This window comes from uncultured Eudoraea sp. (assembly GCF_947260015.1).
Lineage (GTDB): Bacteria > Bacteroidota > Bacteroidia > Flavobacteriales > Flavobacteriaceae > Eudoraea.
On the sequence record NZ_CAMYOM010000020.1, the window covers coordinates 1 to 17,346 of the forward strand.

Below are 17,346 nucleotides of genomic sequence, written 5' to 3' on the forward strand. Positions count from 1 at the left end.
TGATAATAGACCCTCAGCTGATTTAGCTGCGGCTGATAGCCATAATGCGATAGATAGAGCAATGAGTACTTGGGATGATATTACTTGTTCGGATTTAGGAATATTTGAAGTTCCGTATGATGGTAGTGATACAGGATTTATCGCAGCGATCTTTAATCCATTCGTTGATGAAGATTTGGGAGGCAGTTTTGAATATATCTCAGATGTTATGCATGGCGGTTGGTTACAAGCTGCATTTTTCGATCTTTTAACAGAAGAAGGGGATGGTTCTCAATTTATATTAGGAGCTACTTTTACTATCGTTTTTACAGATAATAATGGAGACCTTATTGACCTTGATAAGAATGGAAAGTTCGATGTTGCTTGGAGAGAAGTTTATTATAACGACACTTTTGAATGGAAGGATGGATCTAGATTTGATGTTGAGACAATTGCGTTACATGAGTCCGGGCATGGTCTAAGTCAAGCTCATTTTGGGACAGCATTTCTATCTGGCGGCAATGAAGTTCTACATTTTTCACCAAGAGCAGTTATGAATGCAGCATATAGTGGTGTTCAAACATCCATTCTACAAACAGACAATGCGGGTCATTGCAGCAATTGGTCTTCATGGCCAAAAAACTAAATTAAAAGGAGATAGGGTATTTCTTTTTATAATCAGAGGGTCCTTGTGCGGCATAGACTTCTCGCCCAAGTTTTCCCACGAAAAAAGCCACTCACTTTCGTGAATGGCTTTGGTATTGCGATGAAGTGAGCTCCGCTCTACTTCGGCGCTCCCCCTCTTGGACTTCCCGCCAATGGCGGGATAAACTTCTCGCCCAAGTTTTCCCACGAAAAAAGCCACCCACTTTCGTGAATGGCTTTGGTATTGCGATGAAGTGAGCTCCGCTCTACTTCGGCGCTCCCCCTCTTGGACTCGAACCAAGGACCCTCTGATTAACAGTCAGATGCTCTAACCAACTGAGCTAAGGAGGAATATGATTAATATTTAATCTATTAAATACAATATGTATTCACAATTATTAAGAACTTATTGCCGAGGCTCTAACCTCCCGATAGCTATCGGGATGAGCTAAGGAGGAAGTTAAGCAGCTTTAATTGCTTAAACGGGGTGCAAATATAAATGATTTTTCAAATACGCCCAACAAACAAAAAGTATCTTTTTGTCATTTTTTTGATTTTAATCAAAACTATCCTCCTTTATATTTGTGGTATAATCCATAGCTTCTGCCTGAATGGTATAAGTTCCTTCTTCCAATCCTAAAACCATATAATTACCAGATTCATCTGTTGATGTGGATGTGATATGCTCTTCGCCATCCCATACACTAATCTGTACACCATCAATACCGGTTTCAACCTCTTCGACCAATGTAGTAACACGGCCTGCTAAACTCCCAGCTGTACTCATATTTGATGCCCTAATAACCGGTTTAAAGTTAAACCCTGTGATTCCCCCCATACTTTCTATATTTCCTTTGGCAATAAAAGATTTACTTACATCAATATCCAATAAAAGATCACTGCTCAAACTACTAAAAACTTCAATCGCAGGATTCACAAATACTTTAATACCTGTTTGCTCACCACTAGGAACCTTTAAATCAAAAGTAGTCCCATCTTTTAGTACTACACTGCCTTCCTTTATATAAACCCTTACCAAGTCATAGGAACCAACCGGTACTTCCGCTTCACCCATTGCCATGGTAACCCCGTTGGTCAATGTTAACAGATTTACTTTTTGTTCTCCTTCATAAAGGACTTCAAAATTAGAATCATCTTGATCTCCTTTGGATTCATCCAAGTTTTTAACACGTGTTTCTATTTTATAAATAGTGACATTGGCTTCATCAATGAAATCATATGGAAATGGAGCGTCAGTAAGCTTTACCGAAATCTTACCATACTTTACATATTGAAGTTCATTCCCATAATCGGAACAACCTATAAATAATAATATACCGGAAAATAGCGCGAAAAGCACATAATAGTAGGTTTTCATATGTCTAATTTTAAGATTAAAGGGGTTACTGAAATTTAGGCTTCAGTGAATTATGATACTAAGTTAATTCTACCTTTTAAATATCCCTGAAAATATCGATGAACTACAGCAATAGTTTGTCAAATAATCAAAAAGTGCTATGATAAAGGCGTATAAATACCGGGTAATGTGGGTTTTAAGAACTCGCCTTACTTTCACAAAAGCAATAGCTATTTAACTAGCCATTTATATATATCATTGCCGTTGGCAAATAATAATAATGCGATCAACAGAAAGAATCCGATCATTTGGGCGAATTCTAAAAACTTATCACTGGGCTTTCTGCCCGTTACCATCTCATACAATAAAAAGGTAACATGTCCGCCGTCTAATGCAGGGATGGGTAATATATTCATAAAGGCCAAAATGATGGATATCAATGCTGTGGTTGACCAAAATACAGGCCAGTTCCATGTATCCGGAAACATACTCCCAATAGCCGCGAAACCTCCAACGCCTTTATAGGCACCTGTTTCCGGGTTAAATATTTTCTTAAGCTGTTTTACATAACTGGTAAGTGTTGTTACACCTTTCTCAATTCCGGCGGGAATTGACTCTGCAAAAGTGTATTTCCTTGTCTCTAACTTAAAATAGCCCATCTTCTCCATTTGGTCAAAGGGCAGGGCACCCGTATTAACTCCAATAGTGGCTGAGTCACTAATTACAACCGGGATCTGTTCTTCAATTCCATCCCGACTAACTATAAGATCTACTTTTTGACCTGTGTAGCGCTCTATAGCAGGTTTGGCTTCATCAAAATACGTAATCTTCTGATCTCCTATACCAACTATATGGTCCTTTACTTTCAAGCCCGAATCTTTGTTCGCTGATTCATTGGGTATGCCACCCACAATAAAAGGAAGCCTGGGGCTTATAAATCGTATTTTATCCTCGTCCTCCAATAATGTGGCTATGAAATCTACCGGAATCTCTTTTTCTATTGTGGTACCATCTCTTTCAATAGTGATCGTATTCCCATTTATAATTTCCCCCAGTAAACTATCAAAATTTTCAACTTCTTCCCCATCAATAGCTACAATCTGATCGCCCGTTTGCACCCCTAATTCATCGCCAATATTCTTTTCCGTAACCCAAATACCATCCTTTAAACTATTCATTGGTATGTACTGGTCACCATAAGAATAAGCCATCCCAATATAGATAATAACTGCCAGAATAAAGTTTACCGTAACACCTCCAAGCATAATAATGAGTCGCTGCCATGCCGGCTTGGATCTAAACTCCCACGACTTAGGTTCTTCAGCCATTTGAGCCGTGTCCATGCTCTCATCAATCATGCCAGCTATCTTAACATAACCTCCAAGTGGTAACCATCCGATCCCATAAACGGTTTCACCTATTTTCTTCTTAAAAAGGGAAAATTTAATATCAAAAAACAGATAAAATTTCTCTACCCGCGTCTTAAATATCTTGGCAGGGATAAAATGTCCCAATTCATGAAGGACGATTAAAAGTGAAAGACTCAGAAAAAACTGTATAGTCTTTATAAGTATAGGACTCATCTATAGATTTTATAAGTAAAGCGCACAAAAGTACACTTTTACAAGGTCTTATAAAAAGAAACTATGATCCCGTGCAGATATTTAAGAAAGTTTTGGCAGCAAACCCACATTAAAGTTTTTGAATGCTACGATTTGCTGCTGTACCTTTGCAAAAAAAAGTGAATGCTTTCTTTCTTTAGTAAATACAAATTTTTTGGAATCGTACTCCTTTTGTTATCCGTGATTATCATTTATTTGTTTTACAATGCCTTGCAACCTAAAAATGTGCTCCCGGTTTACCAACCCGCCGATTTTAATTCGGAATTGGTGGATAGTACCCTGGTCCATGTAAAAAAATACCATACCATTGCCAACTTTTCACTTACCAACCAAAACGGCAAAACCATAACTCAGGATTTTTATAAAGATAAAATTTATGTGGCGGACTTCTTCTTTACTACATGCCCAACTATATGCCCCATAATGACCGAAAATATGGTCTATTTACAGTCGCAGATTGCAAATGATAAGGACGTGCTGCTATTATCGCATTCCGTTACCCCGGATATAGATTCTGTTGCACAACTTAAAAAATATGCTTTAGAAAAAGGGGTTATAGACAAAAAATGGAATTTGGTGACCGGCGAGAAAAAACATATTTATGAACTGGCGAGAAAGTCTTATCTGGCAGTAAAAGATGATGGTGACGGTGGACCATTTGATATGATACATACAGAAAATTTTATTTTGATCGATAAAGAACGTAGAATAAGAGGTACTTATGATGGTACCAGCAAAGAGGAAATGGCAAAATTACTTCAGGATCTGGCGGTTTTAAAAATGTCTTACCTTAATTGAAGTGTCAATTCCAGCTAATACCTCATCTTTTTCCATTATTTTTGTGCTTACTTATAATGAATCTAAATAAAAATTGGTTACAACCGTTGCACATTTAAAGCGTGGTGAAAGGGGAATTATTAAAGAATTTACCAAAGGAATACTGCCTATTAAATTATTAGAATTAGGGTGCCTTCCCGGAAATGAGGTAGAATTGATTCAAATAGCTCCTCTAAAGGATCCTCTGTACATAAATGTTAACGGTTCTCATATTGCCATCAGAAGATCAGTTGCCCTTCAAATAGAGTTGGATATCATAGAAGATAAAGCTACATAATGAGTAAAAATATCAATGTTGCACTTATCGGCAATCCAAATACAGGAAAGACCTCCGTTTTTAATCAATTAACCGGTCTGAATCAAAAAGTGGGTAATTACCCGGGGATTACTGTTGAAAAAAAGGAAGGTGTCTGCAAATTGCCCCGAGGCGTTAAAGCACATATTCTGGACCTGCCGGGCACTTATAGTCTGAATACGACTTCTCTGGACGAAAGTGTAGTTGTAGAATTACTTCTCAACAAGAACGATAAGGATTTCCCTGATGTGGCAGTAGTTATTAGTGATGTTGAAAATTTGAAGAGAAATCTGCTTGTTTTTACCCAAATAAAAGACCTGAAAATTCCTGCAATTTTGATCATCAATATGTCGGACAGGATGCCTAAAAAGGGAATTACCCTGGACGTATCTCTCCTTGAAGAAAAATTAAATACTAAAATAGCCCTAGTGAGTACAAGGCAAGGCACCGGGATTGAGCGAATTCGCCAATTGATTGCCGATTATAAAAATTTGTCCGTTAAACCAAATGTTGATGCCACGGTAATAGCACCGGAATATTTTGAAAGATTACAACGGACATTTCCTAATGAAGATCTCTATAAGTTGTGGCTTGTAATTACGCAGGATGTCAATTTTATGCCCATTGAAAAAAAGGCCGTACAAGATACATCTTCATTTACGACCAAGACCAAGGCAGAATTAAAAAGACTGCAGCAGAAGGAAACCATTCTCCGGTATCAATTTATAAACGGGGTATTAAAAGAGACCTATAAAGTAGACAGGAATGCCGCCAAGGGATTCAGAGCTACAGTAGATAGGATCTTAACCCATAAGATATTTGGTTACTTAATTTTCCTGGTCATTTTATTGACCATTTTTCAGGCAATTTACGATTGGAGTAGTATTCCTATGGATTTTATTGACGAGCAGTTTGCCGCTGCGAGCAATTGGATAAAAGCTGCCATGCCGCCGGGAATGTTTACTAATCTTTTAGCCGAAGGTATACTTGCAGGTATTGGGGGAATCGTAATATTCATTCCTCAGATCGCCTTTTTATTTTTGTTTATTGCACTATTGGAGGAGTCAGGATACATGAGCAGGGTGGTATTCCTTATGGATCGTATTATGAGGCCATTTGGTTTAAGTGGGAAAAGTGTAGTTCCATTAATTTCAGGCACTGCCTGTGCTATTCCCGCTGTGATGGCCACTCGTAATATTGAAAACTGGAAGGAACGTCTTATTACCATTTTAGTAACCCCTTTTGTAACCTGTTCTGCCCGACTCCCGGTATATCTCATCATTATAGCTCTTGTTATTCCCGAAGGCAGAATTATAGGCCTGAGTTATCAGGCACTTACACTTACCTTGTTGTACTTAATTGGGTTTGGAGCTGCCATTGTATCCGCAATGATTCTTAATAAAGTTCTGGATATAAAAAGCAGGTCATTTTTTATGGTAGAAATGCCAAGCTATAAGTTACCTCTTATAAAGAATGTAGCCTATACGGTTATAGAAAAGACCAAAAGTTTTGTTTATGGTGCGGGTAAAATTATCCTTGCAATTTCAATTATTTTATGGTTTTTGGGTTCTAATGGCTACTCTTCCAACTTTAAAAATGCCGATAAGATAGTTAATAAGAAAATTGATACTGAAGGTTTAACCCGATTCAATACTACCAGCATTCAAAATAAATTGATTGATTATGAATCGTTTTTAAGGGATAGTACAGCCCAAATTACTAATAACGCACTAAGGGATTCATTAAGTCAAAAGGAGGTAATTCTTTATCAGAAAGCCCGAAAACAGGAAATTAAAGGTTTTAAACTTGAAAATTCGTACATAGGCACTATTGGGAAAGCAATTGAACCTGCAGTAGCTCCTTTAGGCTACGACTGGAAGATAGGTATTGCCGTACTGACTTCTTTTGCGGCACGGGAAGTTTTTGTAGGAACTTTGGCAACTATCTATAGTGTGGGAAACGACGAGGAGGATACAATTAAACACAGGATGGCTTCAGAAGTAAACCCCATTACCAAAAAGCCCTTGTTTGATCTGGCCTCCGGAATTTCACTGCTCCTTTTTTATGCCTTCGCTATGCAGTGCATGAGTACACTTGCCATTGTGAAGCGTGAGACTAATAGCTGGCGATGGCCTATGGCTCAATTGGTGTTTATGAGCGTTTTTGCGTATATTGTAGCTTTAATTGCCTATCAGGTTTTGAAATAAAATGAGTGTATTACAACCCATATTGGTTTATCTGACTTTAGCTATTGCCATCTTTTATATAGCCAAAAAGTTCTTCCTGCCCAAGCGTTTATTTTCTTCCAAAAAAGCGAATAAAGGTTCATGTGAAGAGGGTAATTGCGGATGCCATTAAGATTAAACCATATTTGCAATAAAAGAATAAAAAAGCAACCCCCAACCTATTATCAAAAGTAATCCCCCCAAAGGAGTTACAGGCCCTAAAAATTTCAAGGATTTCCCTTTTGAAGCACCGATAGATAGGGCGTATATGCTAAAAGAAAAAAGAAAAGTCCCTAATATGATGCAGTAGGCTATATTTTTCTCCAAAGCCGTGGTAAAACCAAGATTGAATCCCAGAATAAGCAAAAGAATGGCATGATACATCTGGTACTTTACGCCTGTATCAAAACTTTTGAGCTGTGCCTCCGAGAGGGATTTCTTTAAGGCATGGGCACCAAACGCACCAAAAACCACGGCAAGTAATCCCAGCAAAGCACCTAATAATTGAACAATTAGAATAGTCTCCATATAATTATTAAATATACAGATAGTCCGGGAATACCTCAAAGGATTATTTTTTCAACAATTGAAAAAAATATTCTCCTTTTCTAATTTTTTATGTTAGTCTCAGCTTTGTATGATTACGCTAATAGAACTGTGGTTCCCTACTATTTGGAGTGAAAAGTAATATGAAGTAAATTTTCTTAAAAAGAAACCCGGATTTCTTTATCACCTTCAACTTTGAATGCGCATTCTTGATATTTAGGAGGTCCGAACGTTTTCATTTTTCCAATAGAAAAACATATAGGTTCTTTTGGGATCCCGATCCAGTTGGTATTCAACTCATCATCCCCGTCTTCATCATGAAAAATTGCCAGCGCATACTCCCCATCAGGTAAATCATCAATTATTACCCATGTATTCCCTAATTGTGCTTTACTACTACCTCCGGAAAACATTTTATCCGAATCCAAAAAATTATCAGAGCTGTCATATACGGCAACAAGTACACTGCCGCTATTGCTTTTAACTCCTGTTACGTCTACCGAAAGTTTGTTCTGAGAAAACATCATAAAAGGTAAAAGCAGCAGATTTAGAAATAATAACTTCATTAGAATAAATTATTTGATTTGTACTAGGAAACTCTTTTTTACTGAATTAATTGTATCTCTTGGGTATCAATTTTTTCTTCGAGGTAAAGATATAGCTCTTTTGTTTTAACTGAATCAGACAAATTGATAAAAAGCAGAAGGGAATCATTGTAGGTTAATCTGATTTTTGGATGGTATAAGTTGTCTACATAAACATAAACGAGTTTTTCTTCATTCAGGGAATCTTTAAAAATTCCTTTTTCCTTTTCCCAGGCCGAAAAACCATTTTTACGATCCAAAGAGGGAATTTTGTTTACCATTGATACTTTATTCATCCTATTAAACGGTAGCTCCATATAATATACTCCGGATAAAATCTCAATTCCATCGGGTTTTTTCCATATCCAGTTTTTATAATGTGCTAAAAAACTTAATATACAGACAATTACAGTTAGGACTATAAGTAAATTCCAAAACCAATGCCTTTTTTTTCCTTTCATAAGCTAGTCATTTTGACTTTCTTGTCTGTATTTCTCAAACCATGCCAGGGTATGCGCAATTTTTGTAATTAAATTACTTGGTCTGCTCGCTATACCATGACCCGCGCCGGGGATCTCCACCAACACAGTTTCAATTTTCCTTAATTTTAAGGCGTGATAAAGCTGTTTGGCTTCACTTGGAGGTGTTCTTAAATCTTCCATTCCAACCATTACCATTGTTGGTGTTTCTATATTACCAACGAGAGACAAGGGAGAAAATTTCCAATAGCCTTCAAAATTTTCCCAGGGCTGACCCGGATACCGGGAATTGGCATACCCAAAATAATTATCTGCAACCAGGGTTTTACTTATCCAGTTCATCACCGGTTTTGCTACCACTGCAGCTTTGAACCTGTTGTTTTTACCAATTATCCATGCAGTCATAATACCCCCAGCACTTCCCCCTGTAACATACAGTTGATCTTCATAAGCAATTCCTTTTTTTATACAATGATCAACTCCATCCATAACATCATGGTAGTCGTCACCTGGGTAATTATTGTATAACAGATTTCCAAATTCTTCCCCATAGCTTGTACTTCCCCTGGCGTTAGGATAAAAAACTATATACCCTGCCGCTGCATATAGTTGTATCTCCGCCGAAAACCTGTCCCCATAGTTAAGAACCGGTCCTCCATGATTTTCAACCAGAAATGGATATTTTTTGTTATCGTCATAATTTGGCGGGTAGACCACCCAGCCTTGAAGCTCTCTCTGATCCACAGAGGATTTGTACCAAACTTCTTCAACAATACCCAACATCCTATAGTCAAAAAGTGCTTTATTAAGAGCAGTAATCTTATTTGTTCTTTTAGACTTTGAACTAATTGTCGCCAGCTCAGCCGGGTAATCAGGTCTGCTTTGTGTATAGGCGATCGCGCCATCTTTAGATACGCTAAAAGATCCGCCGGCATAGGGCCGCCCTATAGAAGTGCCACCGAGATCATCTGCCAGTTTGGTAATTTTCCCCTCTAATGAAATATATCCAACTTTGGTGTTTCCTTTATCATCATATGAAATATAGAGTCCCGTATTCTTTGCGTCCCAAATCATACCCGAAATACTCCTGTCAAGATCTTTAGATAAAACCCTGCCCTCTGTACCATCAGTTTTCATAATATGTAATTGTTCAACCTGATACGTTTGTACTTTATCCTGAAATCCTAAATAGGCAATATATTTCCCATTTGGTGATACAACCGGGTTGCTATCGGGGCCCTTCCTTTCAGTTAAGGCCTTTATACGGCCCGATGCAACCTCCACCTCATATATTTCACTGTTACGAAAATCATATTCCCAGTTCTCCGTTCTGTTTCCCGAGAAAAATATTTTATTCCCATCTGCAGACCATGAAAGCTTTCCTCTATGGTGGTAATCATCTGCCGTCACCTGTCTAATTGCGCCTCCCTGAGCCGGAATTACAAAGATGTGATTAAAGCCAGGCTTTATATAACCCCGCCCATCTGCCTCATGATATAACCGATCTGTAATTCTTGGTTTTTCAGCCCAATTTGCACCTTCAGGTTTCTTAGGGATTTTTGCAATTACCGGAGGTTCTTTTTCAACATTCATAGAAAATGCCAATTGGTCGCCTCTAGGTGACCATGTTAATGCACTTGGACTAAATGATAGTTGGCTGATTTTTGCCAACTTCCCGCTATCTAACCAATACATAAAAATCTCAGAACCTTCACCGGTTGTGCTAATAAATGCAATCCTATCTCCACTTGGAGACCATCTGGGGCTTTGTTCACTCACTTCATGTGAAGTGAGCTTTTGATGTCCCGAACCATCAGAATTAATTATCCAAAGGTTACCATCAGCCTTATCTTTCATTATGTCAAAACCCATCCTCCTATAAGCTATCCGGGCACCATCTGGAGCTATTTGCGGATCAGAAACATATTCAAGTTTAAAAACATCCAGGTAACTAAAGTTTTGTTTTTGAGCATACGCCGGAAATCCAATAAATAATAAAATTATAACATAACATATTTTCCTAAGAATCATAGAATAAGATTTTGAAATACTTTTTAAACTTAATCATTAACATGAACTATAACAATTTACAGGCAAGCCTTTATTTAATGGATTAATTTGAAAGAAAAACAAGTCTGAATGTGTTAAAACTATTGATCAAAATTAGTATCTTTATAGCTATGTCTTAATTTTAAGAGGTAACTAACTCTTTTATTTTAAATTAATTCCTACACCTAATACTCGTGCTAAATGTTTTTACCGGAAGATCTAACAAGCGTTAAGAAGAGAAAGGATTTGATTGCTATAGCTGATCAGAAGGAACTGGATATTTCCAGGGTACTTAATAGACTTCGATATGAAGAAGAACTGAGACTTTTACAGATAGAATTAGTAAACTTACAGCGGTGGGTAATTAAAAAAAAACTTAGGGTAGCAATAATTTTTGAAGGCAGGGACGCTGCGGGTAAAGGTGGTGCTATAAAACGTTTTACCGAACACCTTAATCCCAGGTCAATGAGAGTTGTTGCACTTTCCAAACCTACCGATGTAGAAGGGGGACAATGGTATTTTAGAAGATATATCAAAGAACTTCCAAATCCCGGAGAGATTGTTTTTTTTGACAGGAGTTGGTACAACAGAGCAGTGGTTGAGCCCGTAATGGGCTTTTGCAATAAGCATGATTATAATCAATTTATGGTTCAGGTTCCGGGGTTTGAACATATGCTCTATGAAGATGGTGTTCAACTTATAAAATTTTGGTTTTCAATTTCCAAAAAAGAGCAAAAAAAGCGAATAGAAAGTCGGTTATTAAATCCTTTAAAAAAATGGAAATTTAGTCCGGTAGATAAAAAAGGGCAAGCCTTGTGGGATAAATACAGCTATTATAAAGAACAAATGTTTTCCAAAACACATACCACTTTCAGTCCATGGATAATTGTAAAGGCCAACAGCAAAAAGACTGCCCGTCTTGAGAGTATTCGTTATGTACTTTCCAAGTTTGATTATACGCGAAAAACAAAACACCAAACTAGCATATTGCCAGATCCTAACATAGTTCTCCGGTATTACAGGCATATTGAACAAATTGATATATAGAAAATGACAATAAAGGACACAAAACATATTCAACTTAGTGAAGATGATATTTCATTGCTTAACTCTCCTATTGGATTGAGAAGTCTATTATCTGATAAGAAGACTAATGTTGAAAAGGCCTTGCGATTAACGAAGCACGAACTGAAAATTAAAGAGCTTCAGACAGAACTTATTAAGCTTCAAAATTGGGTAATAGCAAAAAATAAGAAAATAGTCGTGATTTTTGAAGGCCGGGATGCGGCGGGTAAAGGAGGAGCCATAAGAAGAATCACCGCATATATTAATCCCAGGCAATACAGGATAGTGGCCTTGCCCAAACCAACTGTCGAGGAAACGGGACAATGGTATTTTCAGCGTTATGTAAACAAACTTCCAAAACCCGGAGAAATGGTCTTTTTTGACCGAAGCTGGTATAACCGGGCCGTTGTTGAGCCAGTGAATGGTTTTTGCACTAAGCTTCAGTACCAAAGTTTTATGAAGCAGGTAAACAGTTTTGAAAGAATGATCATGGATTCGGATACTTATTTAATAAAATTCTATTTTTCAATTACCAAAGAGGAACAGGCATTTCGGTTTAAGGAAATTAAATCCGATCCGCTAAAAAAGTGGAAAATGACAGCAGTAGACGAAAAAGCGCAGGAATTGTGGGATGAATACACTGAGTTCAAGGTAAAAATGTTTGAACACACAGATTTAAAAGATTCTCCATGGGTAATTGTAGATGCCGACAGAAAAACAGATGCCAGAATTAAAGCCTTGAGTTATATGATAGAGAATATCCCTTATGAAATTGTTGAGGAAGAGGAGGTTCAATAAGAATATTTTAGATTATTGTATCTTTACGTAAGGATTATGATGGTAAAACTAGTTTCCATAGCGGCTTCTTTCCTTATTCTGATACAAAGCTTCAACATTTGTATCAGCGATCTTGTTGATCTTAGTGAATTAATAGAGCATGCCAAATTTCATTCTGAGAAATATGGGGATAATTTGTTCGTCTTTATCTCAAAGCATTATGGTGAGCTTGAAGCGGATCACAATAAAAAACATCAGGAAGAAAAACAAGAACACGAAGAATTACCATTTCAGCACCAACCTCATATGACCTTGCTTTCCGCATTCATGATAAAAGATTTACAAGCTTATAATATTAACCCCGTTGACGATTTGGTGAATTCAGCTACAAATTTCTTTTATCAGGCTTCATATTCTAATTGCGAGAAAGAAGCCCCTTTCCAACCCCCCCGCGCGGTATAATTCATCTTGGTTTATTTTTTCCCTTGGCATAATTTTCCTTACTAATTATGCATGATTATCAATCATTATTCCTTGGATTATGTTATCACGTATTATAGAATTCAGTATTAAGAAGAAGTTTATTGTCCTCTTATTTACCCTAATTTTAATTGGATTTGGGCTGTATTCCCTAAGCCAGATATCTATTGGTGCCGTTCCGGATGTTACTAATAATCAGGTTCAGGTAATTACCACTTCAAGAAGTTTATCTACCCAGGACATGGAGCAGTTTATTACCTATCCGGTTGAACTTGAAATGGCCAATTTACCGGGGGTACTGGAAATCAGGTCTATCTCCAAATTTGGACTGTCAGTAGTTACCATTGTGTTTGAAGATAATATGGGAACATACCTCCCGAGGCAGTTGATCGCTGAAAAGATTAAATCAGCCTCAGAGAAAATCCCTGAAGGTTTCGGTAGCCCGGAAATGGGGCCTATTACTACGGGACTAGGAGAAATCTATCAATACATCCTTGATGTAAAACCGGGATATAGAAGAAAATATTCCACGGCAGACTTAAGAACTATTCAGGATTGGGTGGTAAAAAGACAACTTTCAGGTATTCCCGGGGTTGTTGAAGTTAATACCTGGGGAGGATTTTTAAAACAATATGAAGTTGCAATTAGTACGGAAAAACTAAACGCGATGAAAATCACTGCAAAAGAGGTCATTAATGCCCTGGAATTGAATAATAGTGTTACAGGTGGTGGTTATATCGAAAAAGTAAATCAGGCCTATTTTATTCGTGGCGAAGGCTTAGCCACTTCTTTGGAAGACATAGAAAACATTGTAGTAAAAAATGAGAACTCAATCCCAATCTATATAAAAGATGTGGCCAATGTTGGTTTCGGAAGTGCCACACGTTTTGGAGCTATCACAGCCAATGGTGAGGGTGAAAAGGTTTTAGGGCAGGTAATGATGCTTAAAGATGCCAACTCCAAAGAGGTTATTGATGCGGTTAAAGAACGAGTTTCTTCAATCTCAAAAACATTACCTGAAGGAGTACAAATCAACGCCTTCCTCGATAGAAGTGAGCTTATAAATAAAACAACCTTTACGGTGACTGAAAATTTGATCTTTGGCTGTCTGATCGTAATTTTTGTTGTGGTCCTACTATTGGGTAATTTACGTTCAGGATTAGTGGTGGCCTCCGTAATTCCGCTTAGTTTACTATTTGCTCTTTCTTTAATGTATTTGTTTAAGGTAGATGCCAATTTAATGAGCTTAGGTGCAATAGACTTTGGAATAATTATAGATGGGGCCGTAATCATTGTAGAATTCATTGCATTTCAAATCACCGGAAAACGCGATGAGATGAGTAAATTATCTCGTTCTGAAAGGATAAAATTCACAGATAAAATAACTTACCAAGGGGCGTCTAAGATGATGAACTCCGCAATTTTTGGTCAGTTTATCATCCTGATCGTTTTTATACCCATTCTTTCACTCAGCGGAGTTGAAGGTAAAATGTTTCGGCCAATGGCATTAACTTTTAGTTTCGCCCTTATTGGTGCAATGATCTTATGTTTTACCTATGTTCCGGTAGTATCATCTTTGTTCCTGAAACCTTCAGATCCTTCTAAAAAGAACATCTCGTTTCATTTAATGCGTTGGCTCAATAATTCCTTTGATCTCTCTATCCGCTGGGCATTTAAAAGTAAAAAAATAGTGTTAAGTCTGGCGACCCTGGTTTTAGTGTTAACTGTCCCTCTTTTCATATCTCTTGGAGGTGAATTTGTGCCCACACTTGATGAAGGCGATTTTGTAATACAACCAGTTTTAAAAACCGGGACGTCACTCAGTAAAACAGTAGAAACGACAACCAAGATAGAGCAAATCTTACTAAATAACTTTCCGGAAGTTAAGCAGGTAGTTACTCGGATTGGTGCAGCAGAAGTTCCTACCGACCCAATGTCTATGGAAGAAAGTGATGTCATTATAATTTTAGATTCAAAAAAAGAATGGGTATCGGCTAACTCTAAGGATGAATTGGCCAATAAATTCAAAGAGGCACTTTCAATACTTCCAGGCATTGAAGTAGAATTTACTCAGCCCATTGAAATGAGGTTTAATGAATTAATTACAGGTGTTAAGGCAGATATTGCCATTAAAATCTTTGGTGAAGATTTGGAAATTCTCAGCAAAATAGGCAATCAGATAAAAACATTAATTGAAAATGTGAACGGAGCTGCTGATATCACTGTAGAAAAAATTGTTGGCCTTCCTCAAATGAACGTCAGATACAAACGTGAAAAAATTGCGCGTTACGGCCTGAATATCAAAGAACTGAATGATATGATTGCCATGGGATTTGCCGGGAAAAAAGTGGGTAGTGTTTACGAAGGCGAAAAGCGGTTTGATTTAGTGGTTCGCCTCACAAACGATAACAGACAGGATATTGACAATCTTAAGAATTTATTTGTTGACCTCCCATCCAATGGTAAGATTCCCCTGAGTGAGCTTGCTGATATCTCCTATCAAAAAGGAGCTGCTAAAATATCGCGGGATGATACCAAAAGGAGAATAGTGGTAGGCATTAATGTCCGTAATCGCGATTTACAGTCGGTGGTAGATGATGTCCAAAACTTAATAAATGACCACATCACGCTACCTACTGGATATACCATAAGTTATGGCGGGCAATTTGAAAATCTGCAAAGCGCGAAATCAAGATTAATGGTGGCAGTACCTATTGCTCTGGCATTAATTTTTGTCTTGCTTTATCTGGCTTTTAAATCCATTAAAGAAACCTTAATAATTTTTACGGCTATCCCCCTGGCATCCGTTGGTGGAGTATTGTTATTATGGATAAGAGACCTTCCCTTTAGTATTTCTGCTGGAGTAGGTTTTATTGCCCTTTTTGGTATTGCTGTTCTCAATGGTATTGTATTAATAGAACATTTTAAAGAATTAAAACTAGAAAAATTTGAAAGCATGGAAGCGCTAATTATTCAGGGCACAAAAGACCGGTTGAGAGCTGTAATACTAACTGCGTCCGCAGCCGCATTAGGATTTTTGCCAATGGCAATATCGACAAATGTTGGAGCTGAGGTACAACGTCCTTTAGCAACTGTTGTGATAGGCGGGTTGGTGAGTGCTACCCTATTGACACTAATTGTGCTCCCGGTATTATATGGCATATTTAATAAACCGGGGGAACTTGTACTAAAAAGACTTCTAAAAAGGAATAATTCTAATGCTCTTCTTATCGCAACATTACTTTTTACACCTTTTTTAAGTGCACAGGAAAATGGTTTAACCCTAAACGGTTTAATGGAAATTGCATTGGAAAACAACGCAGGCCTCAAAGCAGGGTCATTAAAGGTTAACAAATCTGATGCCATGATATCCAGTGCTTTCAGTTTTGACAAGACTCGGGTTTATTACGAGTATGATCAAAATAACCTGGCGATCAATAATGAACCCTTAAATGTTTTTGGTGTACAGCAGGATTTCCTTTTTCCAACGGTTTATTTCTCAAAAAAGAAAGTAAATAAGGCTGGTCATAATTTAGAATCCAGTGCGTATGAAATCCAAAAGAAAAGATTGAAAAAGGAGGTCGCAACCAGATTTTATGACTATCAATATGCAAAAGAGAAGGAGTATATTTATAAACAAATAGATAGTCTGTTTAGAAATTTTGCGACCATCGCTGAACGCCGTTTTGAACTTGGAGAAACCAATTACCTGGAAAAAATAACAACTCAGTCCAGACAAAAACAGATACAAATTAAATTAGATGAGGCCGAACAGGATGTTGTCCTGGCCTATGGAAATTTATTTAAATTGGTGCAGGTTGAGGACAGCATTAACATTGGAATGGCCGCACAAAAGAAAGTTGATTTAAATCCTATGGCCTTGGAAAACAGTATAGAATTAGAATATTATTCTAATAGAGTAAATCTTTTTGATAATCAACGCAAATATGAAAAACAACTTTTATTACCTGATCTTAGTTTGAGCTATTTTCTGGGATCGAATAGCAATCTGAATCAAAATTTATATGGTTATTATCTGGGTCTTAAAGTCCCATTGCTGTTTTTTGGTCAATCTTCTAAAATTAAGGCATCCTCTATTGCCCGTGAAATTGCAGTAGAACAATCAAAGGAGTATGAAGTTCAATTAAATGTTGAATATATGGCTCTTAATGCCGAATTAATTAAGCAGGAAAAGGCCTTAAAATATTATGAAGATGAGGGGACAGCATTATCTGATGAAATTTTAAAAACGGCAACCCTGAGTTTCAAAAACGGTGAAATCAACTATTTCCAGTACATCCTTAGTCTTGAAAATGCTTATGAGATTAAACTGGATTACTTAAATAGCCTTAATGATTACAATCAAACCGTTATTGCCATTAACTATCTAACTTATTAAAAACTAA

Annotated in this window: 14 protein-coding genes and 1 tRNA gene; 8 read left to right on the forward strand and 7 right to left on the reverse strand. The window is 37.2% G+C overall.

Annotation, left to right across the window (positions count from 1 at the left end):
- A partial coding sequence (locus Q0X66_RS09710) for a hypothetical protein (protein ID WP_297705784.1) occupies positions 1–625 on the forward strand: 625 nt, incomplete at its 5' end.
- Positions 626–901: 276 nt separating this feature from the next.
- Here Q0X66_RS09710 and Q0X66_RS09715 read toward each other — a convergent pair.
- The 3 genes from Q0X66_RS09715 to rseP all read right to left on the reverse strand — a co-directional run bounded on the left by Q0X66_RS09715 (position 902) and on the right by rseP (position 3,564).
- Positions 902–975, reverse strand: a tRNA-Asn gene (locus tag Q0X66_RS09715).
- Between the two features lie 205 nt (positions 976–1,180).
- Positions 1,181–2,002, reverse strand: a complete 822-nt coding sequence (locus tag Q0X66_RS09720) for a DUF4382 domain-containing protein (RefSeq protein WP_297705786.1) — start codon at positions 2,000–2,002, stop codon at positions 1,181–1,183.
- A 209-nt stretch (positions 2,003–2,211) separates the two neighbouring features.
- Positions 2,212–3,564, reverse strand: a complete 1,353-nt coding sequence (rseP, locus tag Q0X66_RS09725; protein WP_297705789.1) for an RIP metalloprotease RseP — start codon at positions 3,562–3,564, stop codon at positions 2,212–2,214.
- A gap of 162 nt (positions 3,565–3,726) precedes the next feature.
- Here rseP and Q0X66_RS09730 point away from each other — a divergent pair, with 162 nt between their 5' ends.
- From Q0X66_RS09730 to feoB, 3 genes are all read left to right on the forward strand, one after another.
- Positions 3,727–4,401, forward strand: a complete 675-nt coding sequence (locus Q0X66_RS09730; RefSeq protein WP_297705791.1) for an SCO family protein — start codon at positions 3,727–3,729, stop codon at positions 4,399–4,401.
- A 73-nt stretch (positions 4,402–4,474) separates the two neighbouring features.
- On the forward strand, positions 4,475–4,717 hold the full coding sequence (locus Q0X66_RS09735) for a FeoA family protein (RefSeq protein WP_297705793.1): 243 nt from the start codon (positions 4,475–4,477) through the stop codon (positions 4,715–4,717).
- Positions 4,717–6,942 (forward strand): ferrous iron transport protein B, encoded by a 2,226-nt coding sequence (gene feoB / locus Q0X66_RS09740; RefSeq protein ID WP_297705795.1) that lies wholly within the window; start codon positions 4,717–4,719, stop codon positions 6,940–6,942. Before Q0X66_RS09735 ends, feoB begins: the two co-directional genes overlap by 1 nt.
- Positions 6,943–7,095: 153 nt before the next feature.
- On the opposite strand, the gene Q0X66_RS09745 is transcribed toward feoB, so the two are convergent.
- The 4 genes from Q0X66_RS09745 to Q0X66_RS09760 form a co-directional block, all read right to left on the reverse strand.
- A complete protein-coding gene (locus tag Q0X66_RS09745) occupies positions 7,096–7,488 on the reverse strand; it encodes a DUF423 domain-containing protein (protein WP_297705797.1) in 393 nt (130 codons plus the stop codon).
- Positions 7,489–7,664: 176 nt separating this feature from the next.
- Positions 7,665–8,072, reverse strand: coding sequence for a DUF2141 domain-containing protein (locus Q0X66_RS09750; protein WP_297705799.1), 408 nt, complete (start codon positions 8,070–8,072; stop codon positions 7,665–7,667).
- A 38-nt stretch (positions 8,073–8,110) separates the two neighbouring features.
- The gene (locus Q0X66_RS09755; protein ID WP_297705801.1) at positions 8,111–8,551 is read right to left on the reverse strand and encodes a hypothetical protein; all 441 of its coding nucleotides are present in this window, start codon (positions 8,549–8,551) and stop codon (positions 8,111–8,113) included.
- A 3-nt stretch (positions 8,552–8,554) separates the two neighbouring features.
- Positions 8,555–10,600 carry a S9 family peptidase gene (locus tag Q0X66_RS09760; RefSeq protein WP_297705803.1) on the reverse strand — a complete coding sequence of 682 codons (2,046 nt, stop codon included), beginning with the start codon at positions 10,598–10,600 and terminating at the stop codon, positions 8,555–8,557.
- A 219-nt stretch (positions 10,601–10,819) separates the two neighbouring features.
- Between Q0X66_RS09760 and ppk2 (Q0X66_RS09765) the strand changes: the two genes are divergently transcribed.
- The 4 genes from ppk2 (Q0X66_RS09765) (at position 10,820) to Q0X66_RS09780 (ending at position 17,339) form a co-directional block, all read left to right on the forward strand.
- Entirely contained in the window at positions 10,820–11,665 is an 846-nt protein-coding gene (gene ppk2 / locus Q0X66_RS09765) for a polyphosphate kinase 2 (RefSeq protein ID WP_297705805.1), read from the forward strand.
- A gap of 3 nt (positions 11,666–11,668) precedes the next feature.
- A complete protein-coding gene (gene ppk2, locus Q0X66_RS09770) occupies positions 11,669–12,481 on the forward strand; it encodes a polyphosphate kinase 2 (protein ID WP_297705807.1) in 813 nt (270 codons plus the stop codon).
- Positions 12,482–12,517: 36 nt separating this feature from the next.
- On the forward strand, positions 12,518–12,922 hold the full coding sequence (locus tag Q0X66_RS09775; protein WP_297705809.1) for a hypothetical protein: 405 nt from the start codon (positions 12,518–12,520) through the stop codon (positions 12,920–12,922).
- Positions 12,923–13,001: 79 nt separating this feature from the next.
- Positions 13,002–17,339: a CusA/CzcA family heavy metal efflux RND transporter gene (locus Q0X66_RS09780; RefSeq protein WP_297705812.1), complete on the forward strand. Its 4,338-nt coding sequence runs from the start codon at positions 13,002–13,004 to the stop codon at positions 17,337–17,339.
- Positions 17,340–17,346: the final 7 nt, after the last annotated feature.